23 protein-coding genes are annotated in these 26,570 nt (G+C 68.4%); 10 read left to right on the top strand and 13 right to left on the bottom strand.

Going from position 1 to position 26,570, the window contains the following annotated elements; all coding sequences use genetic code 11:
* Positions 1-63: 63 nt before the first annotated feature.
* From ACMZPQ_RS15355 to ACMZPQ_RS15330, 6 genes are all read right to left on the bottom strand, one after another.
* Positions 64-402 carry an MGMT family protein gene (locus ACMZPQ_RS15355; protein WP_224329410.1) on the bottom strand — a complete coding sequence of 113 codons (339 nt, stop codon included), beginning with the start codon at positions 400-402 and terminating at the stop codon, positions 64-66.
* On the bottom strand, positions 399-1,319 hold the full coding sequence (locus ACMZPQ_RS15350; protein ID WP_197583582.1) for a DMT family transporter: 921 nt from the start codon (positions 1,317-1,319) through the stop codon (positions 399-401). Before ACMZPQ_RS15350 ends, ACMZPQ_RS15355 begins: the two co-directional genes overlap by 4 nt.
* Before the next feature lie 350 nt (positions 1,320-1,669).
* Positions 1,670-3,028 (bottom strand): glutathione-disulfide reductase, encoded by a 1,359-nt coding sequence (gene gorA, locus ACMZPQ_RS15345; RefSeq protein ID WP_197583581.1) that lies wholly within the window; start codon positions 3,026-3,028, stop codon positions 1,670-1,672.
* Complete coding sequence (locus tag ACMZPQ_RS15340; protein ID WP_197583580.1) at positions 3,025-4,275, bottom strand: NAD(P)/FAD-dependent oxidoreductase; 1,251 nt, start codon at positions 4,273-4,275, stop codon at positions 3,025-3,027. The genes gorA and ACMZPQ_RS15340 overlap by 4 nt, the downstream gene beginning before the upstream one ends.
* A 3-nt stretch (positions 4,276-4,278) precedes the next feature.
* Positions 4,279-5,523, bottom strand: a complete 1,245-nt coding sequence (locus tag ACMZPQ_RS15335) for a DUF418 domain-containing protein (RefSeq protein ID WP_197583579.1) — start codon at positions 5,521-5,523, stop codon at positions 4,279-4,281.
* 99 nt (positions 5,524-5,622) lie between these two features.
* A complete protein-coding gene (locus ACMZPQ_RS15330; protein WP_197583578.1) occupies positions 5,623-6,105 on the bottom strand; it encodes an FKBP-type peptidyl-prolyl cis-trans isomerase in 483 nt (160 codons plus the stop codon).
* Between the two features lie 111 nt (positions 6,106-6,216).
* Here ACMZPQ_RS15330 and ACMZPQ_RS15325 point away from each other — a divergent pair, with 111 nt between their 5' ends.
* Positions 6,217-6,756: an NlpC/P60 family protein gene (locus ACMZPQ_RS15325; protein ID WP_197583577.1), complete on the top strand. Its 540-nt coding sequence runs from the start codon at positions 6,217-6,219 to the stop codon at positions 6,754-6,756.
* A gap of 131 nt (positions 6,757-6,887) precedes the next feature.
* Positions 6,888-7,661, top strand: a complete 774-nt coding sequence (locus ACMZPQ_RS15320; protein WP_197583576.1) for a C40 family peptidase — start codon at positions 6,888-6,890, stop codon at positions 7,659-7,661.
* Between the two features lie 343 nt (positions 7,662-8,004).
* Here ACMZPQ_RS15320 and ACMZPQ_RS15315 read toward each other — a convergent pair whose 3' ends face one another.
* Entirely contained in the window at positions 8,005-9,339 is a 1,335-nt protein-coding gene (locus tag ACMZPQ_RS15315) for a cation:dicarboxylate symporter family transporter (protein ID WP_197583575.1), read from the bottom strand.
* A gap of 153 nt (positions 9,340-9,492) precedes the next feature.
* Between ACMZPQ_RS15315 and ACMZPQ_RS15310 the strand changes: the two genes are divergently transcribed.
* The 5 genes from ACMZPQ_RS15310 (at position 9,493) to ACMZPQ_RS15290 (ending at position 14,728) form a co-directional block, all read left to right on the top strand.
* Positions 9,493-11,199, top strand: a complete 1,707-nt coding sequence (locus ACMZPQ_RS15310) for an alkaline phosphatase (RefSeq protein ID WP_197583574.1) — start codon at positions 9,493-9,495, stop codon at positions 11,197-11,199.
* Positions 11,196-11,741, top strand: a complete 546-nt coding sequence (locus ACMZPQ_RS15305) for a WG repeat-containing protein (RefSeq protein ID WP_197583572.1) — start codon at positions 11,196-11,198, stop codon at positions 11,739-11,741. The genes ACMZPQ_RS15310 and ACMZPQ_RS15305 overlap by 4 nt, the downstream gene beginning before the upstream one ends.
* 535 nt (positions 11,742-12,276) lie before the next feature.
* A complete protein-coding gene (gene tilS, locus ACMZPQ_RS15300; protein ID WP_197583203.1) occupies positions 12,277-13,563 on the top strand; it encodes a tRNA lysidine(34) synthetase TilS in 1,287 nt (428 codons plus the stop codon).
* A gap of 36 nt (positions 13,564-13,599) precedes the next feature.
* Positions 13,600-13,860, top strand: a complete 261-nt coding sequence (locus ACMZPQ_RS15295; protein ID WP_005410522.1) for an exodeoxyribonuclease VII small subunit — start codon at positions 13,600-13,602, stop codon at positions 13,858-13,860.
* A complete protein-coding gene (locus ACMZPQ_RS15290) occupies positions 13,850-14,728 on the top strand; it encodes a polyprenyl synthetase family protein (RefSeq protein WP_197583200.1) in 879 nt (292 codons plus the stop codon). The genes ACMZPQ_RS15295 and ACMZPQ_RS15290 overlap by 11 nt, the downstream gene beginning before the upstream one ends.
* A gap of 92 nt (positions 14,729-14,820) precedes the next feature.
* Here the strand turns inward: ACMZPQ_RS15290 and ACMZPQ_RS15285 are convergent, their stop codons facing one another.
* Positions 14,821-15,192: a DUF4870 domain-containing protein gene (locus ACMZPQ_RS15285; protein WP_197583199.1), complete on the bottom strand. Its 372-nt coding sequence runs from the start codon at positions 15,190-15,192 to the stop codon at positions 14,821-14,823.
* Positions 15,193-15,279: 87 nt separating this feature from the next.
* Positions 15,280-16,647, bottom strand: coding sequence for a metalloprotease PmbA (gene pmbA, locus ACMZPQ_RS15280; protein ID WP_197583198.1), 1,368 nt, complete (start codon positions 16,645-16,647; stop codon positions 15,280-15,282).
* Positions 16,648-16,715: 68 nt separating this feature from the next.
* Between pmbA and yjgA the strand changes: the two genes are divergently transcribed.
* Positions 16,716-17,294, top strand: coding sequence for a ribosome biogenesis factor YjgA (gene yjgA, locus ACMZPQ_RS15275; RefSeq protein ID WP_197583196.1), 579 nt, complete (start codon positions 16,716-16,718; stop codon positions 17,292-17,294).
* Between the two features lie 41 nt (positions 17,295-17,335).
* Here yjgA and tldD read toward each other — a convergent pair whose 3' ends face one another.
* From tldD to ACMZPQ_RS15255, 4 genes are read right to left on the bottom strand one after another with little or no spacing between them, the layout of a single operon-like run.
* On the bottom strand, positions 17,336-18,781 hold the full coding sequence (tldD, locus tag ACMZPQ_RS15270; protein WP_197583195.1) for a metalloprotease TldD: 1,446 nt from the start codon (positions 18,779-18,781) through the stop codon (positions 17,336-17,338).
* 59 nt (positions 18,782-18,840) lie between these two features.
* Positions 18,841-22,695 (bottom strand): YhdP family protein, encoded by a 3,855-nt coding sequence (locus tag ACMZPQ_RS15265; protein WP_197583193.1) that lies wholly within the window; start codon positions 22,693-22,695, stop codon positions 18,841-18,843.
* Positions 22,696-22,725: 30 nt separating this feature from the next.
* Positions 22,726-24,213, bottom strand: a complete 1,488-nt coding sequence (gene rng, locus ACMZPQ_RS15260; RefSeq protein WP_197583192.1) for a ribonuclease G — start codon at positions 24,211-24,213, stop codon at positions 22,726-22,728.
* Positions 24,206-24,814 (bottom strand): Maf family nucleotide pyrophosphatase, encoded by a 609-nt coding sequence (locus ACMZPQ_RS15255; RefSeq protein WP_197583191.1) that lies wholly within the window; start codon positions 24,812-24,814, stop codon positions 24,206-24,208. Before ACMZPQ_RS15255 ends, rng begins: the two co-directional genes overlap by 8 nt.
* Positions 24,815-24,944: 130 nt before the next feature.
* Between ACMZPQ_RS15255 and ACMZPQ_RS15250 the strand changes: the two genes are divergently transcribed.
* Both ACMZPQ_RS15250 and ACMZPQ_RS15245 read left to right on the top strand, forming a co-directional pair.
* Positions 24,945-25,682, top strand: coding sequence for an SIMPL domain-containing protein (locus tag ACMZPQ_RS15250; RefSeq protein WP_197583189.1), 738 nt, complete (start codon positions 24,945-24,947; stop codon positions 25,680-25,682).
* A gap of 215 nt (positions 25,683-25,897) precedes the next feature.
* A complete protein-coding gene (locus tag ACMZPQ_RS15245; protein WP_197583188.1) occupies positions 25,898-26,557 on the top strand; it encodes an energy transducer TonB in 660 nt (219 codons plus the stop codon).
* Positions 26,558-26,570 lie beyond the last annotated feature (13 nt).

Below are 26,570 nucleotides of genomic sequence, written 5' to 3'. Positions count from 1 at the left end.
TAGCCGCAGCACCACGTCTTGTTGGCGACCGGCAGGCGTGGCCCGTTCAGTCGCCAGCCGCGCTCAGCCCGGCCCCCACACCGCCGCATCCAGCGCCGCGGCCGGATCGGTGGCCGGCATCCGCACCCGGCCGTTCTCCACCACCACGCCTTCGGCGCGCAGCCGCTGCGATTGCTCGCGCCAGCCGGCCGAGCCTTCTTCCATGGCGATGCGCCCATCCGAGCGCAGCACGCGATGCCAGGGCAGGTCCGGGTCGTCGTTCTGGCCGAGGATGCGCGCGGTCAGGCGCGCCCGGCCGGGCAGGCCGGCGCGCATCGCCACCTGCCCGTAGCCCATCACCTGCCCCGCCGGAATCGCACGGATCACCGCCAGGATGCGCGCGCGCGCCTGCTCCGGCGTCAGCGCCGCAGGCGGGTCACCAGCAGTACGCCGATCAGCACCAGCACGGTGCCGGCGATCTGCGCCGGCCCCATCGGTTCGTCGAGCAGCCATAGGCTCATCACGATGGTGGAAACAGGGCCCAGCATACCGACCTGTGCGGCCAGCGACGAACCCACGCGCTGCACCGCCAGCATGATCGCCAGCACCGGCAGCACCGTGCACACGGTAGCGTTGATCAGCGACAGCCACTGCACCGCCGCAGGCGCCTGCCACAGCAGCGGCAGCGGATGGGTGACCGCGAAATGCAACAGCACCAGCACGCTGGCCACGCAGCTGGCATAGGCGGTCAGCCGTACAGCACCGATGCGTGCGACCACCTGGCCACTGCCGAACAGGTACAGCGCGTAGCTGAGCGCACTGCCCAGCACCAGCAGGCTGCCGACGATGATCTGCCCGCCCTCGCGCTGCAGGTCATGGCCGAACGCCAGCAGCACACCCAAGTAGCTCAGCACCAGCGCGCCGATCTGCCAGCGGCCCGGCCGCTGGCGCGCCAACAGCACGTTGATCAGCAGCACCAGGGTCGGGTTCAAGTACAGGATCAGCCGTTCCAGGGTCACGCTGATGTACTGCAGCCCTTGGAAGTCGAGCAGGCTGGACAGGTAGTAGCCGGTGAAGCCCAGCCACAGCACCCGGGCGCGGTCGGCCCATGACAACGGCTCGGCCCGGCGCGCGGCCCACAGCGCCATCAGCACGAACAAAGGCAACGCCATAAGCATGCGCAGGGCGAGCAAGGTAGTGGCATCGACGCCATGGCGCAGGCCGAGCTTGACGATGATCGCCTTGCCCGACGCGGCGATGGCGCCGATCGCAGCCAGGCCGACACCCCCCAGCGCGATGCGAGGGGAAGCGGTGGCGATACGGGAAGTGGGGCTGGACATCAGGACGACGGCGGGCCGCGTGGAGCGGCTGGAAGGAATTAGATTGCTTCCAATTGTCTCACGGCTCTTCCGGACGGACGATCCAACTTCCGCTCACGCTCACCACCACTTCCGATCCACGCATGGCGTGGATCTACCGTATCGACCAAGGTCGACACCTACCAACAGCTGTGGGAAGCCGTCGAAGGCGGGGCACTGTGGGATTGCGGGGTGTGAGCCGCATGGATGCGGCGACCAAGCCCCCAGGGACGGGTTCACGGCGCCCCCGCAAGCCCACAGTGCCCCGCCATCCCGAGGAATGCCGCTGTTGCTCTCGATGTTGCCTCTGCGGGTGCCGGGCGCAGCCCGGCTCAACGCATCAGCACCACTTCCTCGGCTGAGGTCGGGTGGATCGCCACGGTGTCATCGAACTGGGCCTTGGTCGCGCCCATCTTCACCGCCACCGCGAAGCCCTGCAGGATCTCATCAGCCGCTTCGCCGAGCAGATGGATGCCCACCACCCGTTCCTCCGGGCCGGCGCAGACCATCTTGAACAGGCTGCGCTGGGTGCCGTTGGCCAGCGCCTGCAGCATCGGACGGAAGCGGCTGTGGTACACGCTCACCTGGTCGAAACGCGCGCGCGCGTCTTCCTCGCTCATGCCTACCGCACCCAGTGGCGGGTGCGAGAACACCACGCTGGCCACATTCTCGTAATCCATCTTCGACTGCGGGCGGCCACCGAACAGGCGGTCCATCAGCCGCCGCGATGCCGCCACCGCCACCGGGGTCAGGCCGACCTTGCCGGCGATGTCACCCACGGCGTGCACGCTTGGCACGCGGGTGGTCTGCCACTCATCCACCTGCACCTGCTGGTGTTCGCCGATGCCGATGCCGAGTGCCTCCAGCCCCAGATCACGGCTGTTTCCGCGCCGGCCGGTGGCGAAGAACACCGCATCGAACACGCTGTCGAGCGGACCATCGTGGCCGAATGCGCGCACGCGCTCGCCATCGCGCTGCAGCTCGCGCAGGCGGTAGTCGAAATGGATTCTTACGCCCTGCTGCTTCAGGTTCTCGGCCAGCTGATCGGTCAGCTCGTAATCGAAGCGCTCCAGCAGGCGCTTGCCACGCACCAGCAGGCTGACCCGGCTGCCCAACGCCTGCAGCAGGCCCGCCAGTTCCACCGCGATGTAACCACCGCCGATGATCGCCACCTCGGCCGGTGCCGCACGCAGATCGAAGAAATCATCAGACACCAGGCCCAGTTCGGCGCCCGGAATATCCGGCCGCAACGGATGCGCGCCGGTGGCGATCAGGATGTGTTCGGCGCTGTAACGCACGCCATCACTGCAGGCCACCGTATGCGCGTCGAGCAGATGGCCACGTGCCGGAATGCGCACCACGCCGGTTTCGTCCAGGCGCTTGTGGTAGCTGGTATGGATGTTGCTGATGTAGGCCTGGCGATGGATTACCAGTTCCTTCCACGACAGCGCCGGGCGAGCCTCGACATCGAAGCCCATTGCGCTGGCCAGGCCGATGCGTTCGTGCAGGTCGGCCGCCAGCCACATCGCCTTCTTCGGCACGCAGCCGACATTGACGCAGGTGCCGCCCAGTTCGCCCGGCTCCAGCAGCGCCACGCGCTTGCCGTGCTGTGCGGCGCGGATCGCACCGGCCAGGCCGGCGGAGCCGCCGCCAAGGACGATCAGGTCGTAATCATAGGGTGCAGCGCTCATCGGAATCGCTCGGGTCGGTAAGGGGCAGGATCAATCGCCGGGGTGCGGCCGCAGACCAGATCGGCGACAAGCTGGCCGCTGCCGGCACTCATGCTGATACCGAGCATGCCATGCCCCGCTGCAAGCCAGACGTGAGGATGCGCGGGCGCGCGGCCGATCATCGGCACGTCGTCCACGCTCATGGGCCGCCAGCCACACCACTGCTCCTGCAGCTGCGCACCACGCGGCGTGCGCAGGTAGCGGTCAGCGGCCTGCTGCAGTGCCTGCAGGCGGGTCGCGCGCAGCCGCGGGTCGGCACCGGCGAATTCCATCGTGCCGCCCAGCCGCAATGCCTCGCGCCAGGCGATCACGAACACGGAATGGTCTTTCAGCACCACGGGGCGCTGCGGCACCTGCGACGGTCGTGACCAGGTCAATGAATAGCCCTTGCCTGGCTGGATCGGCACACGCAGATCCAGTTGCCGCGCCCAGTGCCGCGACCATGGCCCGGTGGCCAGTACCAGTTCGCGCGCAGCCAGCCACTGCCCACCTGCCTGCACGCGTACACCCTGGGCATCATCACTGAACCCCTGCACGTCCACCGCTTCGTCGATCACCACGCCCTGCGCGCGCAGCACGCGTGCCAGCTCGGCGGTGTAGCGATCCGGCCGCAGCTGCGCATCGCCAGGGAAATGAATCGCACCGGCCAGGCGATCATGGAAGGCAGGATTCGCGCGCGCATAGTCCGCACCCGGGATGCAGGTCGTGGCAATGCCCTGCGCGCTCAGCGCCTCGCATTCGGCCGCGTAGTGATCGAAGTTGCGCGCGTCGCCGAACACGTAGTCCAGCCCGCGCGCATCGAACTCACAATCAAGCGCGTGTGCCTGCACCCATCCGGCCAGGCGCAGCCGCGAATCATCCAGCAGCGCGCCACGTGCGCGCGTGGACTGCAGCCAGTCGCGTGCATTGCAGCGCGCGCTGAACTGCAGCAGCCAGCGCCACAGCGTGGGATCCAGCCGCGTGCGCACGTACAGCGGCGCACGCGGATCGAGCATCCAGCGCAGCGCACGCAGCGGTACCCCAGGCGCCGCCAGTGGCGGTGCGTGGCTGGGGGTGATGGTGCCGCAGTTGCCATGCGACGTCGCGCCCCCGACGCGCCCCCGGTCGATCACGCGCACCTGCCGGCCGTGCGCGCGCAGTGCAAGCGCAGTGGCCAGGCCGATGGCGCCGGCACCGACCACGATCACATCCTCGCGCGCAGCCGGCATCGATCAGCCCTGCCCGGCTCCGCGCCGCATCGGCGGCCACTGCCGGTAGGTCATCGCACGCCATACCCACTCCATCGGACCGAACCGGAAGTGGCGCAGCCACACGTGCGAGATGCCCACCTGCACGGCAAACAGCAGCAGCGCGAACAGCAGCTGCAGGCTGCGCGGCATCATCTCGAACCGGCCCAGCCCGTAGTGGTAGAAGATCCAGGTGCACAGCAGCGACTGAGCGAGATAGTGGGTCAACGCCATGCGGCCGACCGGCGCCAGCCACGCCAGCCGCGTGCGCCAGTGCACGATCCAGGCCAGGTAGCCCAGGCACATCGGCAGGCCGCCGACCGTCACCAGGGCCATTGCCGCGGTAACCGGCAGATCGTACGCGCCGGGTGCCAGGTAAGGTTTCCAGGCAATCCCCAGCACCGTGACCAGCAGGCCCAGCGGCAGCGCGATCCAGCGCAGCGAGGCGTACAGCCGCGGGAAGCGCTCCGGCGTGGCCAGCGCACCACTGCCGGCAAACCAGCTGCCGATCAGGAACATGCCGAGCACCTCCGGACCGGTGATCAGCATCGCGCCCAGCGACGTGCCGAATTCGTTCAAGCGCTGTGCATTGGCCTGCATCCAGCTGCCATGGCCGTACACCTGGCGCTGCAGCTCGATGCTCTGCTGCGCGTCGGCAAGCATCTTCTGCACGTCGTCGGCCGAGGCCATCGACACCATCGCGCCGACCAGCAGCATCATCGCCGCGCCGCCCAGATACACGATCACGCCCATCCATGGCAGCCAGCTGCGTGGTGCCTCGCGGCAGGCCAGCAGCGGCAGCGAGACCAGCGCATACAGCACCAGGATGTCGCCGGACCAGACCAGCAGCGCGTGGCACAGCCCGATCAACAGCAGGCCGGCACTGCGGCGCAGGTAGAACGGGGTGAACTCGCGCCCGGCCACGGCGGCGCGCTGCGCCATCACCGCGAAGCCGGCGCCGAACAGCAGCGAGAACAGGGTGAAGAACTTGCCCTGCACGAACACGTAGACGAATGCATCGGCCCAGTAATCCAGGCCCTGCCAGTGCACGTCGATGCCGGTGAAGGCCAGGTCCAGCGGACCGCTGAAGGCCTCGATGTTCATCAGCAGGATGCCCAGCAACGCGGCACCGCGCAGCACGTCCAGTACGGCGATGCGTTCGCCGGAAGCCATCGGCTGCAGGGAAGGAGAAGCGGCGTTCACGGGGCGTCCGTCGGGCAGGTCCGCCATTATGCCGCCGGCCCGCGCACCATGGATGCCCGCGTCGTGTTCCAGAAACGCAACGGCCCGCCGAAGCGGGCCGTTGCTGCCATCACGATCGCGCTGCGATCAGTGCTGGTGACCGCCGTCGCCGTGGACGTGGCCGTGGTCGATCTCTTCCTGGACGGCTTCACGCACGTCGACGATTTCCACGTCGAAATGCAGGTCCTTGCCGGCCATCGGGTGGTTCAGGTCAACGTCGACCACGCTCATGCCGACCTTCTGCACGGTCACCGCGCGCGGGCCGAAGTTGGTCTGCAGCACGACCTGCTGGCCCGGGGCCAGCTTGGTGTTGCCGAAGTGCTTCTTCGGAACGCGCTGGGACAGGCCTTCACGACGCTCGCCGTAGGCATCGGCCGCCTTGACGTCAACGTTGAAGGTCGCGCCGGCTTCCTTGTCCATCATGGCGTTTTCCAGGCCCGGAATGATGTTGCCGTGGCCGATCAGGATCGCCAGCGGCTCACCGCGGTCCTTGGACGATTCGATCGGCTCCTGGCCGACTTCGGAAACGGTGTAGTGGAAGCGGACAACGCGGTCTTTTTCGATCTTCATGCGCAACTCTGTCTGGATCTGCCGGAGGCAGGCGGGTTGGGGCGGGTTGTCGCCCGGCGGGGACGCCGCCATCATGACGGCCAATCCAAGGTGGCGCATTATCCGGAGATCATGCACATCACGCCAGTTTCGTCCGGCCTGCGCCGGCTCCTCGCCCCGGCCCTGCTGCTGGCCCTGCCCCTGCTGATGACTGCCTGCGGTGGTGGCAAGGCCACCCGCCCTGCTCCGCCACCGCCAACCGCGCACTGGCCAAAGACCGTGCCGGACAATCCCGAGGCCGCCAACTCGGTGCTGATGCGCGCCATCAGCCTGGTCGGCACGCCCTACCGCTATGGCGGCAACACCCCTGATTCGGGCTTCGACTGCAGCGGCCTGGTCGCTTATGTCTACCGCGAGATGCTGGACCTGCAGCTGCCGCGTACCTCGCGCGACCTGGCCGCCGTCCAGGGCCCGAAGATCGATCCGCAGCGCCTGGCCACCGGTGACCTGGTGTTCTTCGGCAGCCGCGGCAACGTCACCCACGTTGGCATCTACGTGGGCGAAGGACGCTTCGTGCACGCCCCGAGTACCGGCGGCACGGTCCGGCTCGACTCGCTCAGCGGCCCCTACTGGAAGGATCACTACACGGGCGCGAAACGCGTCCTTCGCTAAAATGAACAGGCGACATGTTCAAAACTGTGACGCACATCACCGTGCTGCTAACGAATTACTAACGGAATTTTTAACTTATCCGCGCTTTTACAGGGCATGATGCCCCATCGTTTTTTTCCTGTGACCGACGCGTGACGACTGACGACCTGAAAAGCGAAGGCCAGACTTCCGTATCTTCACGTAGTGCCCGCCCGCTGTTGCTTGGCCTGGCACTGTGTCTGACCAGCCTTCCGGCCTGGTCGCAGACTGTTCCGAACCGTTCCGATGTGACCCCGGCCCCGGTGGCCGATAGCCCCGCCCGACCGGCCGCCAAGGCCGAGGCTGCTGCTCCGCAGCGCAGCCGCGTCGACGCCGCCGCCAGCGCGACCCTGGCCGCCCTGCTGCCTCACCTGGCCGCCAATGACACCATTCCGCTGATGGACCGCTCGGCCGTGGTGGCCGGTGACCTCAGCCGCCTGCTCGCCAACTACGACACCAGCAGCGCCGCAAATGGCAGCGTTGTCGGCACCGCCGCCGACAACGGCAAGGTGCAGTCGCTGCTGCGCCGTGCGATGACCCTGCTGGGCACCCCGTACCGTTGGGGCGGCAGCAACCCGGACAGCGGTTTCGACTGCAGTGGCCTGGTCGGCTACGTGTTCCGTTCGGCGCTGGGTATCGAGCTGCCGCGCGTCTCGCGCGAGATGGCCCACGATGACAATGCCGAACTGATCAACGACCGCACCGCGCTGGCTGCCGGCGACCTGGTGTTCTTCGGCCGCAAGGGCCGCGTCGACCACGTCGGCATCTATGTCGGCGACGGCCGCTTCCTGCACGCCCCGAGCTCGGGCAAGGACGTGCGCGTGGACACCCTGCTCAGTGGCTACTGGGGCAACAAGTTCATGCAGGCGCGCCGGGTCGATCTCTGATCTGACCGGTTGGCGCGACCGCGCCGCCTGATGCGAGAAAGAGCCGCTGCCCTGCAGCGGCTTTTTTGTTGGCCCGCAAATACGGATAGGCGCCGGCCGGCCTTGGTGGGTGCCGACCGACCTTTGGTGGGTGCCGACCGTTGGTCGGCAATGCCGCCATCCACGCATGGCGTGGATCTACTGACCTTTGGTGGGTGCCGACCTTGGTCGGCGCTGCCTTCATCCACGCATGGCGTGGATCTACTGACCTCCTGGTGGGTGCCGACCTTGGTCGGCGCCGCATCAGTCACCCGCCAAGCAAAAGGCCCGCCGGTCAGGGCGGGCCTTTCATCGTTACGCAACCTCAGCTGCGTGGCGGCGTCGGGTCGGGATCATCCACGCCCACATTGCCGGATGGATTGTCATACACCGCCTGATCCAGCAGCCCGGTTTCCTTGGCGACGATCACCGGCACCAGCATCTGCCCCGTCACGTTCGTCATCGTGCGCATCATGTCCAGGATACGATCGATGGCGTACAGGTAACCGATGGTCTCCAGCGGCAGGTTGGCCGCGCTCAACACCACCGTGGCCATGATCACCGCGGTGCCCGGCACGCCTGCGGTACCGAAGCTGCCCAGCACCGAGGCGATCAGCACCACCACGTACTGCTCCGGGGTCAGCGGCACGCCGCTGTACTGCGAAATGAACACTGCGCACAGCGCCGGGTAGATCGCGCCGCAGCCGTCCATCTTGATGCTGGCACCCAGCGGCACCGCGAACGAACCGTAGTCCTTGTTCACGCCCAGGTTGTGGGTGATCGAACGCAGCGCCACCGGCATCGCCGCGAAACTGGACGAGCTGACAAACGCCACCTGCATGCCCGGCGCCGCGCCGCGGAAGAACTTCAGCGGGTTCAGGCCGTGTGCCAGCAGCAGCGCGCTGTAGACCACCACGATGTGCAGCGCGCAGGCCACGTACAGCGCCAGCACGAAGTGGCCCAGCGGCAGCAGCTTCTCGAAGCCGTAGCTGCCGACCAGGCCCGCGATCAGGCCGAAGGTACCGATCGGAGTGACTTCCAGCACGAAGCGGGTCACCTGGATCATGATGTCGCTCATCTGGCCGACCAGCTTGCGCGCCTCGGTCACCTTCTCGCCGAGCTTGACGATGGCAAAGCCGACCAGTCCGGCGAAGAAGATCACCGGCAGGATCGAGCCGCGACCGGCGGCCAGCACGGTTTCACCGGCCGCATTGACCTTGGTGCCGATGCCGGACAGCGCATAGAAGACATTGGCCGGCACCACGTCCAGCAGCACCTGTACCACGCTGGGCACTTCGCGCGGCACATAATTGCTGGCCATCGACAGCTGCAGGCCACCGGCGCCGGGCTGCAGCACGGTACCCACGCCCAGGCCTACGCACACCGCCAGCGCGGCGGTGATCACGAACCACAGGAAGGTGCGGCCACTGAGCGCGGCAACCGACTTCTGGCCGTGCAGTGACGAGATCGCATTGATGACCGCGAAGAACACCAGCGGCACCGCGATCATCTTGATCAGGGTGACGTACAGCTCGCCGAGCGGGCCGAACCACGTTTCCGCGGCCGGGCCCAGCGCCCAGCCGGCCAGCGCGCCGAGCACGAAGCCACCGACCACGCGCTGCCAGAATGGAATCCGCAGCCAGGCAGAGACCAGCTTCATAGGCAATCCAGAGGGAAGGAAGGGATGCTGGAACGATAGCCCAAGGCGGCCGGCGGAACGACCGCCCGGCCGGCAAATCAGTGTGTCATCGGCGTGCCTTGCGGGGGCGGGCATAATGAACGTCCCGTTACAGTTTGTGAGATCCCAGCGTCCATGCGTCGTTCCGTCTCCCTGTTGGCCGCCTGTGCCACCACCCTGCTGCTGGGCGCCTGCGCCAGCACTGCCCCCGCGTCCGCCCCGGCCGGCCTCAAGGTCGCCGTCGATCCCGTCGCCCACCCGGCCGGCGAGACCCCGCAGTGGTGGTACCGCAGCGGCGCCGCCCAGGCGGCCGCCAACGGCGCGATGTCCGGCAAGGCCAAGAACGTCATCCTGTTCCTCGGCGACGGCATGAGCCTGACCACCGTGGCCGCCTCGCGCATCTACGAGGGCCAGCAGAAGGGCGGTTCGGGCGAAGAGAACCTGCTGTCCTGGGAGCGCTTCCCCGCGACGGCGTTCAGCAAGACCTACAACACCGATTCGCAGACCCCGGATTCGGCCGGCACCATGACCGCCATCACCACCGGCGTGAAGACCCACATGGGCGCGATCGGCGTCAGCGCCGGCAGCCGCACCGACTGTGCCGACAGCCTGTCCAAGGGCCTGCTGACCTGGCTGCAGCTGGCCGACAGTGCCGGCCTGGCCACCGGCGTGGTGTCCACCGCCCGCCTGACCCACGCCACCCCGGCCGCCACCTATGCGCACTCGCCCGAGCGCAACTGGGAGAACGACACCGACCTGACCGACGCGGCCAAGGCGGCCGGTTGCAAGGACATCGCCCAGCAGCTGCTGTCGACCTCGCGCTATGGCCGCGGCCCGTTGGTCGCGCTCGGCGGTGGCCGTGGTGAATTCACCACCGTGGAAGAGCGTGACCCCGAGTACGACGACAAGGTCGGCCAGCGCCTGGACGGCCGCAGCCTGGTCCAGGAATGGCAGCAGGCGCATCCGCAGGGTGCCTATGTCTGGAACAGCAAGCAGCTGGCGGCGGCCGCCAACGCGCCGGCCATCCTCGGCCTGTTCGAGCCGGACCACATGCGCTACGAGTACGAGCGCCCGCAGGATCCGGGCGGCGAGCCGAGCCTGGCCGAACTGACCGCCGCGGCGATCAAGAACCTGGCCAAGCACCCGGAAGGCTACGTGCTGATGATCGAGGGCGCGCGCATCGACCATGCCAACCACAGCGGCAACGCCTACCGTGCCCTGACCGAGACCGTGGCCCTGTCCGATGCGGTGCGCGTGGCCAATGAACTGACTTCGGCCGACGACACCCTGATCATCGTCACCGCCGACCACTCGCACACCCTGAACTTCGTCGGCTACCCGGCACGCGGCAACCCGATCCTGGGCAAGGTGAAGGACAAGGGCGGCGAAGACGGTGCCGGCAAGCTGGACTATGCACTGGACGGCAGCGGCCAGCCGTACACCACCCTGACCTATGCCAACGGCCCGGGCCACACCGGCGCCAGCAACCAGCAGCCGGCCGGCGCCAAGCGCTACCCGCACAATCCGAGCAGCTTCGAGCCGGCCAACGGTCGCCCGAACCTGCGTGAGGTCGACACCGAGCATCCGGACTACATGCAGGAAGCGCTGGTGCCGATGAAATCCGAATCGCACGGTGGCGAGGACGTTGGCATCTGGGCCCGTGGCCCGGGCAGCAAGGCGATCCGCGGCACGCTGGAACAGAACGCGATCTACCACATGATCGTGCAGGCCACCCCGGCCCTGCGCGACCGCCTGTGCCAGGCCGGCACCTGCGATGACAAGGGCGTGCCGGTGCAGCTGCCGGCGCCGACCGCCTTCGAGCGCAAGGCCGAGGCCAAGTGATCGCGCGGCAGGCCCGCCCTGCCCGCGCCAGCGGCCGCCTCGCGCGGTCGCTGGCCCTGCTCGGCGTGCTGACCAGTTCCAGCGCGCTGGCGCAGGCACCGGCGTGCAAACTGCTGACCGACGAACATGGGTTGTGGCCGCTGCCCAACTGCGAGGTGGTGGACCACCGGCCGAAGATCCAGCCCGACACACTGAAAGACCTGAACTTTGACGACCACGGCCTGGCCGTGGTGTATGCCGACCAGGGCTTCCACTACGTCGACCGCAAGGGCCGCAGCCTGCCGGTGCTGACCTGGGACAACGGCCCGGAGACGCCGGAGGAAGGCCTGCTGCGCGGGCGCGTCGGCAACCGCGTGGGCTACTTCGATCTGAAGTTCCGCCAGGTGGTGCCGGGCACCTTCGATTTCGGCTGGCCGTTCCGCGATGGCGTGGCCGAGGTCTGCAACGGCTGTCGTCGCGGCACGCCGGATGGCGATGGGCACACGCCGATGGAAGGCGGAGAGCGGTTCCGCATCGACCGTTCCGGTCGTCGAGTGAAGTAGGGGTTTCGGCAGGGCTGCGCCCTGCACCTGCCGAAGCTTCAAGCAACGGCAACAACCAAAGCCAGAGCGGAATTCCGCGGGATGGCGGGGCACTGTGGGTTTGCGGGGACGCCGTAAACCCGTCCATGGGGGCTTGGTCGCCGCATCCATGCGGCTCACACCCCGCAAACCCACAGCGCCCCACCTTCGACAGTTGGCCGGCGGCCAGTAGATCCACGCCATGCGTGGATGAAATCCGTCAGACATCGAAATAAATAGGGGTCAGATCCGTTTTCCTGCGGAAAACGGATCTGACCCCCATCAACATGCCCGACAACTCGCAGGAAACTGTCGAAGGCGGGGTGGGTCCGGTTGCGGGGGCGTGAGCCGCATGGGTGCGGCGACCGAGCTTACATGGACGTACTTGCAGCGCCCCCCGCAACTGGACCCACCCCGCCATCCCGCAGGAAACCTGCTTCTGCTGTTGCTGTTGCTGTTGCTCCGGATCGTAGCGGGTGCAGGGCGCAGCCCTGCCGAGCAACCCTATACTTGCCACGTGACTGCCTTCCCTGCCCTCGTTCCACTGGATGCGCCGCTGCTGGTGGGCTACAGCGGCGGTGTCGACTCGACCGTGCTGCTGCACTGGTTGTGGCGCTGCGCTCAAGCCTCCGGCACCCGGCTGCGCGCAGTGCACGTCCACCACGGCCTGCAGGCTGATGCGGACGACTGGGTGCTGCATTGCCAGCAGCAGTGCGCCGCGCGGGGCATCGAGCTGGCCGTGCACCACGTAAGAATCGACGACACCGCAGGCCTGGGCCTGGAGGGTGCCGCGCGACAGGCGCGACGCGCCGCGTTCGCGGCCGAGCTGCGCGATGGCGAAACGCTGGTGCTGGCCCAACACCAGGACGACCAGGCCGAAACCTTCCTGCTGCGCGCACTCCGCGGTTCAGGCGTCGACGGCCTTGCCGCGATGTCCGCACATGCCCGTCTTGGCGAACACGCCCTGTGGCGACCACTGCTGCCGGCGCCGCGCAGCGCGCTGCTCGATTACGCCCGGCAACACGCACTGCGCTGGATCGAGGACCCCAGCAACGCCGACGACCACGCCGATCGCAACTTCCTGCGCCTGCGGGTGCTGCCGTTGCTGCGCGAGCGCTGGCCGCATGCGGCGGCGGCATTGGCCAGCAGCGCGACACAGTGCCGACAGACCCGCGAACTGCTGGACGAGGAAGACGCCGAACTGATCGCGCATCTGGAAGTGGCGCCTCGCGTGCTGTCACTGCAGCTGCTGCGCCAGGTCTCGCCGGGGCGTGCCGCGCGCGTACTGCGTGGCTGGGTGCTCGGCCACGGTGCAGCCCCGTTGCCGGCCACGGTGTTGCAGCAGGCGCTGGACGAACTGCTGCCGGCCGACAACGATCGCCAGGCGCGCGTGGGTTGGCACGATCACGCGATCCAGCAATGGCGCGACCACGCCTACCTGCTGCCTGCCCGGCTGCCCGTACTGCCTCGCGACTGGCAGGCCGAATGGGATGGCCGCGCGCCCCTGCCCTTGCCCGATGGCGGCCAGCTGAGCCTGCTGGGTGCAGGCGCTTTCGAGCAGCCACTGCAGGTCCGGGCGCGTGTGGGCGGTGAACGCATCCTGCTGCCCGGCCGCGAGCATTCCCATGCGCTGAAGGATTGCCTGCAACGCGAACACCTCGCGCCCTGGCGCCGCGCACAGCTGCCCCTGCTGTTTGCTGGTGAGCAGCTGCTGGCCGCCTCCGACGTGGTCATCGGCGCGCCGCTGCAGGCGTGGCTGCAGGCGAACGAGGCGCAGCTGCAGTGGCGTCCCGGCGGCTGGTGAATTGACCCCCGCGCGCGGCCCGTCCACACTTGCGGTATGGCCAAGAAGTCCCCCGAAAACGCCTCCCCTGTCGCCCAGTTCGAGCAATCGCTCGAATCGCTGGAGCAGCTGGTGGAGCAGATGGAAACCGGCGAGCTGAGCCTGGAAGCTTCGCTCAGTGCATACGAACGTGGCGTCGGCCTGTACCGCCAGTGCCAGCAGGCGCTGGAGCAGGCCGAACTGCGCGTGCGCCTGCTCAGCGATCCGGCGCAGCCGGAAGCATCCGAGCCCTTCGATCCGCCCAGCCATGACGGCTGAAACGCTGTTCGCGCGCTGGCGCGATCGTATCGAAAGCGAGCTTGACGCTGCCCTGCCCTCGCCTGCCGAGGCGCCGCAGCGCCTGCACCAGGCCATGCGCTATTCGGTGCTGGGCGGCGGCAAGCGCATGCGCCCGCTGCTGGTGTACGCCAGCGGCCACCTGTTCGGCGCACAGCTGGAGCACCTGGACGCGGCCGCGATGGCCGTCGAGCTGATCCACGCCTATTCGCTGGTGCATGACGACCTGCCGGCCATGGACGATGACGCCCTGCGCCGCGGCAAGCCGACCACCCACATCGCGTTCGACGAAGCCACCGCGATCCTCGCCGGCGATGCGCTGCAGACCCGCGCCTTCGGCCTGCTGGCCGATGCGCCGCTGCCGGCCACATTGCGCGTGGCCTGCCTGCAGACCCTGGCCCATGCCTCCGGTGCCGCCGGCATGTGCGGCGGCCAGGCGCTGGACATCGATGCCACCGGCCAACAGCAGACGCTGGTGGCGCTCACCCGCATGCATGCCCTGAAGACCGGCGCGTTGATCCGCGCGGCGGTGCGCATGGGCGCGCTGTGCGGCCAGGCCCACGAACCGCAGCTGGCGCAGCTGGACAGCTTTGCCGACGCGCTGGGCCTGGCGTTCCAGGTCCGCGATGACATCCTCGATGTCGAAGCCAGTTCCGAACAGCTGGGCAAGACCGCCGGCAAGGACCAGGCGCAGGACAAGAGCACGTTTCCCGCCCTGCTCGGCATGGACGGTGCGAAGGCACAGCTGCACGAGCTGGCCGCACGCATGCAGTCCCTCCTGGCCGGCTACGGCGAAGAGGCCGATGCGCTGCGTGCGCTGGCGACGCTGGCAGTCGAACGCGATCATTGATTGCTGCGCGCGAGCCGGGCAGCGCCCGTCACTCTCCGCACATGAAAACGCCCGGCAATGCCGGGCGTTTCCAGTTCCGCATGTGGCCGGTCTTACTTGACCAGGCGCAGCGCGAACGGGTAGCGGTAGGCTTCGCCGTTGTTGGCCTTGACTGCGGCAATGATGCAGAACACCAGGTTGAGCAGGCCGACGATCGGGGCCAGGATGCCGCCGATGATCACGATGGTCAGAATGATGCAGATCAGCATCGCGATGGTGATGGTGATCTGGAAGTTCAGCGCTTCCTTGGCCTGGTCGGTCACGAAGGCCTTGCTGGCATCGTCCTTGTTGATCAGCCAGATGATCAGCGGGCCGATGAACCAGGTGAAGATGCCCAGCAGGTGGGCAGCCAGGGCCATGGTGCGCTGGTCGGCCGGCGCGTTGGTGGTGGCCGGCGGCGGCGGGACGTTATCGAATTCGCTCACGACAAAACTCCTTTTCATTGGGTGGTCTTGACCAACCAGCACCCAGCTGGTCGCGTCAGGCGGGCATAGCTTACGCCATCAATGCCATCAATCATTACCGGCGATGGTCATCCGTCCCAGCAGGATCGAACCGGTGCGCACGTGCGAGCGCGGGTCGACGTCGCTGCCCACCGCCTCGATGCTGCTGAACATCTCGCGCAGGTTGCCGGCAATGGTGATGCCATCCACCGGGTACTGGATCTCGCCGTTCTCGACGCGGAAGCCACCGGCACCACGCGAGTAGTCACCGGTCACCCCGTTCACGCCCTGCCCCATCAGCTCGGTCACCAGCAGGCCGTCGCCCATCTGGCGGGCGATCTCCTGCAGCGAGCCTGCGTTGGCCGCCAGCTGCAGGTTGTGCACGCCACCGGCGTTGGCGGTGGTCTGCAGGCCCAGCTTGCGCGCCGAGTAGCTGCCCAGCACGTAGCGCTGCAGCACGCCGTCACGAACCAGCGCCGAGGCCCGGGTGGCCACGCCATCACCGTCGAAGGCGGCCGAGCGCAGGCCACGGCGCAGGTGCGGCAGTTCCTCGATCTGCATCCATTCCGGGAACAGCCGTTGGCCGACGCTGTCCAGCAGGAAGCTCGCCTGGCGGTACAGGGCACCACCGGACACCGCCGACAGCAGATGGCCGACCAGGCTGCGCGCCACTTCCGGGGCAAACAGCACCGGCATGCTGCCGGTGGCCAGTGATCGCGGCTGCAGGCGGGCGACGGTGCGCTCGGCGGCCTGCCGGCCGACCTGGCCCACATCCTCCAGGTCCTCGCGGGCCAGCGCGCTGGTGTACCAGCCGTCGCGCTGCATGCCATCGCCCTGGCCGGCGATCAGCGCACAGCCGACCGAATGGTGGGTGCCGCGCTCGCGGCCGATGAACCCATGCGAATTGGCGTACACCGACAGGCTCTGCATGCTCGACACCGAGGCCCCGTCGGAATTGCGGATCTCGGCATCGGCCTCGCGGCCAGCGTTTTCACAGGCCAGGGCCAGGTCCACCGCCTCGTCGGCCTGCAGCGCCCACGGGTGCCAGCCGTCCAGGTCCGGGAAGTCGGTGGCCATCAGCGCGGCCTCGGCCAGGCCGGCAGCCGGGTCGTCCTCGGTGTGCCGGGCGATCGCGCAGGCCTGCTCGACGGTGGCCGCGAGGCTGGCCTCGTTCAGGTCGCCGGTGCTGGCGCTGCCCTTGCGCTGGCCGAAGTAGACGGTCACGGCGATGCCGCGGTCGCGCGTGGACTGCACCGTCTCGACCTCGCCGAGGCGGACATTGACCTCCAGGCCACGGTCTTCGCTGCAGCTGACCTCGGCCTGGCTGGCGCCCAGCGCGCGGGCGCGGTCGAGCAGCTGCTGGGAGAGGTCGGCCAGCCGTTCCAGCCGGGCTGGGCTGTCGTCGCCAACGGCGACTTCAGGGGCAATCACGTTCAATGCTTTATCCTGTACAGGTTGGGCCCGGCATTACGCCGGGCGACTTTTTTTAGAATCAGGTAGGAACGATGCGCGGACGCGACGAAGAAACCGGTGAATTCCACGACAAGAGCCGCAGCCAGAACCGGCGCGACGCGCTCGACGTCCTGGCTCTGGGCGAGAAGCTGGTGTCGCTGACCCCGGCCCAGCTGGCGCGCCTGCCGATCCCCGAGGATCTGCTGCCGCACATCGCCGAGTGCAAGCGCATCACCGCCCACATCGCCCACAAGCGCCAGCTGGCGTTCCTGGCCAAGCACATGCGCCGCGAGGAAGACGCCACGCTGGACGCGATCCGCGATGCGCTGGATGCCAACAGCGAGACCGGCCGCCGTGAAGTGGCGATGATGCATCGCGCCGAAGACTGGCGCGACCGCCTGCTGGCCGAGGGCGATACCGCGCTGGCCGCACTGCTCAACGATTACCCGCAGGCCGACCGCCAGCAGCTGCGCACGCTGGTACGCAACGCGCAGGCCGAAAAGGCCAAGAACAAGCCGCCGCGCGCCTACCGTGAGATCTTCCAGGTGCTGCGCACGCTGATGCTGCCGGCAGCGCTGGGCCTGAAGGGCGTCGCCGAAGAATCCGACGCCGACGAGGCCGACGAGGACTGAGTCCCCGCCGGTCCGGGCGCTGGCGTTGGCCATCGCCCGGCTCAGGCCTGGGTACCGCCGACGGTGATGCCCTCGATCAACAGCGAGGGTTGGCCGACACCCACCGGCACGCTCTGCCCGTCCTTGCCGCAGATGCCCACGCCCTCGTCCAGGGCAAGGTCGTTGCCGACCATGCGCACCTTCTGCATGGTTTCCGGGCCATTGCCGATCAGGGTCGCGCCCTTCACCGGCGTGGTGATGCGGCCATCTTCGATCAGGTAGGCCTCGGTGGCCGAGAACACATACTTGCCGCTGGTGATGTCGACCTGGCCGCCGCCGAAGTTGACCGCGTACAGGCCCTTCTTCACCGAGCGGATCATTTCCTGCGGGTCGTGCTGGCCGGCGCGCATGTAGGTGTTGGTCATGCGCGGCATGGTCAGGTGCGCGAACGATTCGCGCCGGCCGTTGCCGGTCGGTGCCATCCCCATCAACCGCGCGTTGAGGCTGTCCTGCATGTAGCCGACCAGGATGCCGTCCTCGATCAGCGTGGTGCACTGGCTGGGATGGCCTTCGTCGTCGATGTTCAACGAGCCACGACGCCCGTCCAGGGTGCCATCGTCGACGATGGTCACCCCCGGCGACGCCACGCGCTCACCGATGCGGCCAGCATAGACGCTGGTGCCCTTGCGGTTGAAATCGCCTTCCAGGCCGTGGCCGACCGCCTCATGCAGCAGCACACCCGGCCAGCCGGGGCCGAGCACCACCGGCATCACGCCGGCCGGCGCAGGGACCGCCTCAAGATTCACCAGTGCCTGGCGCAGCGCCTCGCGCGCAAACGCTTCAGGCCGGCCGTCGGCGAACAGTTCCTCGTAGCCATAGCGGCCACCGCCGCCGGCATAGCCGGACTCGCGGCGGCCATTGTGTTCGACGATCACCTGCACGTTCAGGCGCACCAGCGGGCGCACGTCGGCGCCCAGCACGCCGTCGCTGCGGGCGATCAGCACCGTGTCGACGCCACCGGACAGGCTGACCATCACCTGCTTCACGCGCGGGTCGGCGGCGCGCAGGTAGCCATCCAGGCGCTTGAGCACCTCCACCTTGGCTTCGTTGCCGATGCCGTCGATCGGGTCCAGCGCCGGGTACAGCGCGCGCGCATTGCCGCGCAGCAGTGAACGCCCGGACTGGGCGCCGCCTTCGCGCGAGATCGCGCGCGCCGACTGCGCCGCGGCGAGCAGCGCGTCGGCATGGATGTCATCGGAGTAGGCGAAGCCGGTCTTCTCACCGGAAATCGCGCGCACGCCCACGCCCTGCTCGATGGAATGGGCGCCGTCCTTGACGATGCCATCCTCCACGCTCCAGCTCTCGCGGCGGGCGTGCTGGAAATAAAGGTCACCGAAGTCCACACCGGGGCCGAGCAACTGGCCGAAGGTGCGCTCCAGGCCGGCGGTATCCAGGCCGCCGGGGCGCAGCAGGCGGTCTTGGGCAAGCATCAGGGCGATATCAGTCATGGTCTCGATCTGGGGGTGCGGGGGCGCTCAGGCAAGCCCCGTGAACAGGAAAGCCACGCTCAGCGCGAACGCGAGCGCGGCAGGTCGGTCACCGTCGGTGGAACCGCCGGTGCCGGTGTGGGTGCGGGCGGCGCCTTGTCGCGGCTGCGTTCGATCACTTCCACCTTCGGCTCCTTCCAGGGGCCGGTCACCTTGTAGGTGCGGGCGCCAATCTCGCCGAGCGGCTTGGACAGCACCGCATTGGTGGCCGCGCCGAGCGCCGCCCCGACCGGGCCACCCGCCACTGCGCCGACCACGGTCAGCAGGTTGCCAGCGCGCGGGTTGACGTCGATGGTCTGGTCGAACTGCTGGTTGCGCAGGTCGGCCTGGCCGCGGATGGTGATGTTCGCCGCCGGGCCCTCAATCAAGACCTTGTCGGTACGCGCCATGCCCTGGCCGAACTGCACGCTGCCGTCCACCTGGTTGAACGCGAAGCCCTTGGAGAAGAAGTCGCGGAAATCGAACATCAGGCGCCGCGGCAGCTGGGTGACGCTGAGCAGGCCGAGCACGCGACCGGCACCAGGCTCCAGTTCCAGCAGCTGGCCGTTGCGTGCGTGCAGTTCGAGGCGCCCCTGCAGGTTGGCCAGCTGGAAGTCCGAAGGACCGCCGCTCCACGAGGCCTGCAGCTGCGCCTGGCCGGAGCCGCCGCGCAGCTGGCCACCGTAGTCGAGGTTCTGCATCAGGCCGCCGAGGTCTTCGCTGCGCACCTGTGCGGTCAGCTCGGTACGGGCGCCACCGGTGCGGCCCAGCCAGCGGCCACTGATGTCGATCTCCTGGTCGGGCGCACGGAAGCGCAGCTCGTCCACGTTCAGGCCATTGGCCAGCGGTCGCGTGCGCAGCACCGCCTGGCCGAGCACGACCTTGCCGAACTGCAGGTCGGCGATGTCCAGCGCGAACGGCGGCAGCTTGGCCGGGTCCATGTCATTGGCACCGGCCTGCACCCGTGCCGGAGCGGGCGCACCCGGTGCCGACGGCAGCGACTGCCAGTGCACGCGATCGAGCCGGCCACTGATGGTGCCCCCCTCGGCATTGGGTACGGTCAGGCTGCCGGCCAGGGAAGGTCCGTCCAGCCGTACGTCCAGCGCCTGCGCGCCCGGTTGCAGCTGCAGGCGGGTCTGCTCGAAGACGCCGCCGATCAGCATCAGCTTGCCGACCTGCACATCCACCGCACGCAGCGGCATGCCGTCATCGTCGCCACCGCCGCGGGCCAGGCTGATCCATTCCAGCGCATCCAGGGTCGGGCTATGGCCGTTGACGGCCAGTCCGCTCGGCGGCGGCTCTCGATCAACGTGATCACTGCCCAGCGTGACCTGCACGCCGGTGCGGTTGTTGTGGCTGCGCGCGGCCAGGGCCAGGCGCTGGCCGAAGGCCACGTCGATGCGGCCGGCGCCCATCGGCAGCTGCGCGGCGACCGTGGTCGCCAGCGGCTCGGGGGCGGGCTTGTCCAGCGGTGCCGGAAGGTCCAGGCGCGTGCCGACCAGGTCCGAACTCAATCGCAGCTCGCTTGGCGGCGCAGGGGCGCCCGGCGCCACCTTCGGCAGGTTGACCGCGATGGTCCAGGCCGAGGTCCCGCTGATGTAGGGCTTGAGCCAGGCCATCTCCGGTGCGCGGTCGATCAGCACGCCGGCATCAAGGTGGGCCGTCAGCTGCGATTCGAAGGCGCGCGTGCTGTCGTGCACATAGCCGCCGGCGCGCAGGCTCAGGCGGCCATCCTGGCCGAGGTGGCGCACCGCCAGGTCTTCGGCGCCGAAACCACCGTTGCTGTAGCGCGCCTGCCCGTGCATGTTGTCGAAGGCCAGCTGGAAACGCTTGTCGACCAGCTTGGCGCCGTTGAGGTCGACCGTTCCCTGCAGGTGGCCTCCGCCTTCGTCCTGGTGCAGGGGCTGCAGCAGATCGAAGGTGACGTGCGCCGGGCCGCTGGCAACCAGGTTGTCCAGGGTGTCGCCATAGTCCTTGTGCAGCGGGCTCTGCCGCAACATCGCCAGCAGCTTGGCCGCGTCGCTCGGCGCATCGGCGCGCACGTACAGCGGCTGGTGGCCGAAATCCGGAATGCCCGCCTCGAACGTCTGTACCGCCACGCCGGCCAGGTCGCCGCGCCCGTGCATGTCGAAGCCGGGGCCGATGAAGGCGATGTCGGCGTCGACCTGGCTCATCAGCGGCCAGTCGTGCTGGAAGCGGATTTCGCCGTTGGTGATGTGGCCGGTGGCCTCGAAGCGGCCATCGTTGTTGTCGAAGGGCCAGTCGTCCAGGTCGCCACTGACCAGGCCGATGCCATTGCGCACCTGGCCACCGGCCAGCGCCATGTCCAGCCAATCGGTGGCGCCCTTGCTCATCCTGGAGTGGATCCAGAAGCGCTTGGCCGCGGTCATCGGAACATCGTCCAGCTTGGCCGCCAGCTGCAGCCACGGCCGCGTGCCGTCGCCCTGGAACCAGACACCGCCGCGCACATCGGCCGCATAGTCGGTGCCTTCCACCCGCATCGCCGCGGTACCGATGCGCCAGCCACCGCCTTCATCGCGCCAGCCCACCACCTGGCCCGCCAGGTGCAGATCGTGGCGCACGCCGAAGCCGGTTGGCCAATCGAACTGCAGCTGCCGTTGGGGCTGCAGCTGCAGGCTGAAGCCGTTGGCGTCGCCCTCGAAGCGCCCGCCGAGGCCGCGCAGGCCCGGGGAATTGCCTACGCTGGAAAACCCCAGCGATTGCAGCTCGCCCTGCGCCCACAACGGGCCATTGCGTTCACCGGCCAGCTGCAGCTCAGCCACCTCCAGCTGCGGCCGGGACAGGAACAGCCAATGCCGCAGGCCCGGCTCCAGGCGATCACTCAGCGCCAGCGCGCGTAGCGCGGTGCCCGCCTGCAATTCGCCGGCACTTACCCGCAGCTGCTTGCCGACCTGCACCTGCAGGCCGTCGAGCTGTTGTTCATCCTGCTCGGTCTTCAGGCGCAGCTGCGGGATCTGCAGCGACCAGCCATCGGCCTGGCGCTGCCAGCGCAGGCGCGCCTGCAGGCGCTGCAGCTGCAACTGCGGCGCCGCAACGCCGGGCATCGGTGCACCCTCAATGCGTACGTCGCGCAGGTCTGAATCGGTGGTCAACGCCACCGGCACGAAATCGCGCAGGGTCAGCCACAGGTTCAGTTCGCCCTTGCCCTCGCGCAGGCGCACGCCGCCGGCCGCCAGCAGCGGCGACCAGGCATGGAAATCAACTGGATCGCCGCCGAGCCAGGCCTGGCCGTTGCCGCGCGCGCGGTCCACGTCCAGCACTGCGGTCAACGGCAACGCATCGGTCTGCGCCCAGGCACGCGCGCCCACCCGCAGGCGGTCGCCATTGACGCGCAGGCGCAGGTCGATGCGCGGCAGCGTGGTGTCGATGCCCAGGCCCGGCGCATGCACGCCCAGGCGGCCACCGATCACCTGCAGTTCGCCCAGCCGGCGCAATGCGTCCAGTGGGTCGCCGCCAGCGTCGGACTGCGGCAGGCCACGCACCGACCAGCGGCCGTCCTCGCCCTGCTGCAGGTCCAGTGCCAGCCCGCGCAGGCGCAACTCGGTCAGTGAACGGCCGGGCAGCAGGCCGCTGTACATCGAGACCAGCACTTCGGCTTCGCCGATCGCCAGGCCCTGTCCGGCACCGATGCGCAGGCCCTTCAACTGCAGCAGCGGACCACGACGTGTCCAGGCGGTCTGCAGCTGGTCGAAACGCACCGGCTGCCCGGCACGATCACTCAGCCAGGCGGCAATCTTCTCGGGATGGCGCTCGGCCAGCGGCAGCAGCTGGCTGAGCGTGCCCACCAGCAGTGCAAGCCCGACCAGGCCCACCGCACAGGCGGCAATGAAATGACGGCGGATCCTTCGCAGTCGCAGGCGCGGCGGCGCGCTCATCGGCCACCGCCGGCCTGCGGCCGGCGAGGATCAGAGCAGCACGACATCGAATTGCTCCTGCAGGTACTGCTCGTCCGCCTGGAAGCGGATGCTCTTGCCGAGGAACTCTTCCAGCTCGGCCACCGCCGAGGATTCCTCATCGGTGATGCGCGCGACCACCTTGGTCGAGGCGATCACCAGCAGGCGCGCCGCATCGAACTGGCGCACCGCGCGGGTGATCTCGCGGAAGATCTCGTACGTCACCGTCTCGGTGGTCTTGATGCTGCCACGGCCACTGCACTGCGGGCAGGTTTCCGACAGCTGGCGCTCCAGGCTCTCGACCGTGCGCTTGCGGGTCATCTCCACCAGGCCCAGCGGCGAGAAGTCGTAGACGGTGGTCTTGGCATGGTCGCGGGCCAACGCCTTTTCCAGCGTGCGCAGCACCTGGCGGCGATGTTCGGCATCGTCCATGTCGATGAAGTCGATGATGATGATGCCGCCCAGGTTGCGCAGCCGCAGTTGCCGCGCCACGGCCTGCGCCGCTTCCAGGTTGGTGCGGAACACCGTCTCTTCCAGGTTGCGCTGGCCGAGGAACGAACCGGTGTTGACGTCGATGGTGGTCATCGCCTCGGTCTGGTCGATCACCAGGTAACCGCCGGACTTCAGCGGCACCTGCTTGTCCAGCGCGCGGCCGATCTCGTCCTCCACCCCGAACATGTCGAAGATCGGGCGGTCACCGCTGTACAACTCGATCTTCTCGGCCAGCACCGGCATGTACTTGGCGACGAACGCCTGCAGCTGGGCGAAGGTTTCCTTCGAATCGACCTTCACCTTGTCCACGTCCTTGCGGATCAGGTCACGCACCGAGCGCAGCGGCAGGCTCAGGTCTTCATAGATGATGCTGCACGAGGGCGCATCGCGGCCGCGGCGCTCGACCACGTTCCACACGCGCGACAGGTACGCGACGTCCTCGGCGATGGCCTCGGCCGGCTGCCCCTCGGCATTGGTGCGCACGATGTACCCGTAGCCGCCGTGCTGTGCCGACAGCTCGGTCACCAGCGCCTTCAACCGCGCCCGCTCGCCTTCGTCCTCGATGCGGGCCGACACGCCCACCACCTTGGACTGCGGCAGCAGCACCATGTAGCGCGAAGGAATGCTGATCTGCGTGGTCAGGCGCGCGCCCTTGGTGCCGATCGGGTCCTTCACCACCTGCACCACGATGTCCTGGCCGTCGCGCAGCAGCTCCACGATCGGTACGCTCGAGGGCGGCGGCAGGGTGGTGTTCTCGGTATCGGCGCTGGCCACCGGCGCCGGGCGCACCACGTCGTTGGCATGCAGGAACGCGGCGCGCTCCAGGCCCACTTCGACGAACGCGGCCTGCATGCCGGGCATGACCCGCTGCACCTTGCCCTTGTAGATGTTGCCGACCACACCCCGGCGCCAGCCGCGCTCGATGTGCAGTTCCTGCAGCATGCCGTTTTCGATCACCGCGACCCGGGTTTCGCGCGGGGTCACATTGACCAGGATTTCCTCAGACATCGGCAGCCTCCCTGGCGGCATCGGCAATGGGGGCCGGCACGCCGCAGCGCGCCAGCAGACGATCGGTATGGAACAGCGGCAACCCCATCACACCGGAGTAGCTGCCGGAAAGATGTTCGATCCAGCGCTCGGCCCCGCCCTGGATGGCGTAGGCACCGGCCTTGTCCAGCGGCTCGCCGGTGGCCACGTAGGCGGCGATGTCGGCGTGCTTGATCGGCGCGAAGGTCACTTCGGAAATGACCAGCTCGCTGTCCAGGCCGTCGGCACCGACCACCACCACCGCGGTCATCACCTGGTGGGTGCGCCCGGCCAGGCGCGCCAGCATCGCCCGCGCATCGGCGGCGTCGGCCGGTTTGCCGAACACCTCCCCGTCCAGCACCACCTCGGTGTCCGAGCCCAGCACCCGCGCCTGCGGGTCATCGGCCAGCACCCGGGCCAGCCCGGCGCGCGCCTTGTCGGCGGCGACCCGGCAAACGTACTGTTCGGCACTTTCAGCCGCAGCGCGCTGCTCGACGACCTCCAGGTCAAGGGCCTGGAAGGGGCGTCCGAGTCGGGCCAGCAACTGGTTGCGTCGGGGGGAGCGGGAAGCAAGATAGAGCATCGGCACAGCATAACCTGAGGCCGCCACCTGAATCGTCGGCAACCTGTTACAGAAGGCCCCCAACCCCGAACAGGCTCACAGCGCGTTCATCGCTACGACACCACCCTCACCCGCACAACAAGGAGATCCCATGCGCCTGACCGCCACCCCGCTGCTGCTCGCCCTGTCCCTCGCCCTTGGAACTTCGATGACCGCTCATGCTGCCCCTTCGTCGCCGTCGATCGCCGCCGCGGCCGAAGGCACCCTGCTGAACATCTCGTCCAATGCCGAAGCCACCCGCGTGCCGGACGTGGCCACCCTGTCGGCCGGCGTGGTCACCCAGGCCGCCGATGGCAACAGCGCCATGCGCCAGAACGCCCAGCAGATGGACAAGGTACTGGCCGCGATCAAGGCCGCCGGCATCGCCGAGCGCGACGTGCAGACCAGTGGCGTCAGCCTCAACCCGCAGTACCGCTATGCCGACAACGAAGCGCCGAAGATCACCGGCTACCAGGCCAGCAACACGGTCAGCCTGAAGGTGCGCGACATCGCCAAGCTCGGCAAGGTGCTCGACGCACTGGCGGCGCAGGGCGCCAACCAGATCAACGGCCCCAGCTTCGAGATCGACCAGCCGGAACCGGTGTATGACGAAGCCCGCCTGGCCGCGCTGAAGAAGGCACAGGCGCGTGCCCAGACCTATGCGAAGTCACTGGGCCTGCAGGTGCGCCGCATCGTCAGCATCTCCGAGAACGCCGGTGGCGGTTACCGCCCGATGCCGATGATGCGTGCGATGGCGGCCGGCGCGGCGATGGACAAGGCCACGCCGGTTGCGCCGGGTGAGTCCACCGTGTCGGTCAATCTGGACGTGGTGTTCGAACTGGGTCGCTGATCGCGCTCCGGTCCTTGGACAGAGGCGGGTCCCGCGGGGGCCCGCCTTTTTCATGTGTGCCGCCGGCGCTGGCTGAAGGCCAGCTCAACGATCCCCACCCTGCCTCTAGGCAGTGGCCGTCCCGCCGCGCTACTGATGCACTGCCAGCCGCGTGCGGCAACCCCGCCACGGGCCCTGGTGCGTTGAGGACTTCGTCACTGGCATGGAGGTGGACCATGGTTCGTACGTATCCCGTTGCATCCCCGCACTTCGACCCCGCCCGCGTTGCCGCCTGGAGCGCGGCCATCGCCCTGCATCTGCTCGCGTTCCTGTTGTTGCTGATTCCGGCCACCTATCAGGCCATCACCACGTTGCCGCGCGACACCACCACGGTGCGGCTGATTCCGAAGGAACTGCCCAAGCCGCTGCCGCCGCCGCCCAAGTACGTGGAGCCGCAGCACGTGGACGTCGTGCCGAAGCAGCAGAGCGTGCCGAAGGAAACAACGCCGTTGCCAACGCCGACCGCCACGCTGGAGGAGGCACAGGGCATCATCACGCCTGCCGCCGAATCGACACCGGTGCAGTCGGCCCCGAGCATCGACCGTTCGACGCCGTTGGCCGGTGCCCAGCTGCAATACCGCAGCGCCCCGCCGCCGTCCTATCCGGTGCCGGCACTGCGCAACCACGAGCAGGGCACGGTGCTGCTGCGGGTGGAGGTCGACAGCAGCGGCCAACCGGTTGCGGTCAGCATCGAGCGCAGCAGCGGCTCACGCAGCCTCGACCAGGCCGCGCGCCAGCAGGTGCTGAAGCGCTGGCGCTTTGAACCGGCCCAGCGTGACGGCGTGGCCGTGCCGGCCATCGGCCTGGTGCCGGTGCAGTTCTCGCTGCCGGAATGACCGTTCAGGGCCG

The organism is Stenotrophomonas maltophilia (assembly GCF_047497515.2).
Classification (GTDB): Bacteria; Pseudomonadota; Gammaproteobacteria; order Xanthomonadales; family Xanthomonadaceae; genus Stenotrophomonas.
Note: the sequence above shows the minus strand (reverse complement) of the source record. Positions and strands in the feature narration are given on the sequence as shown.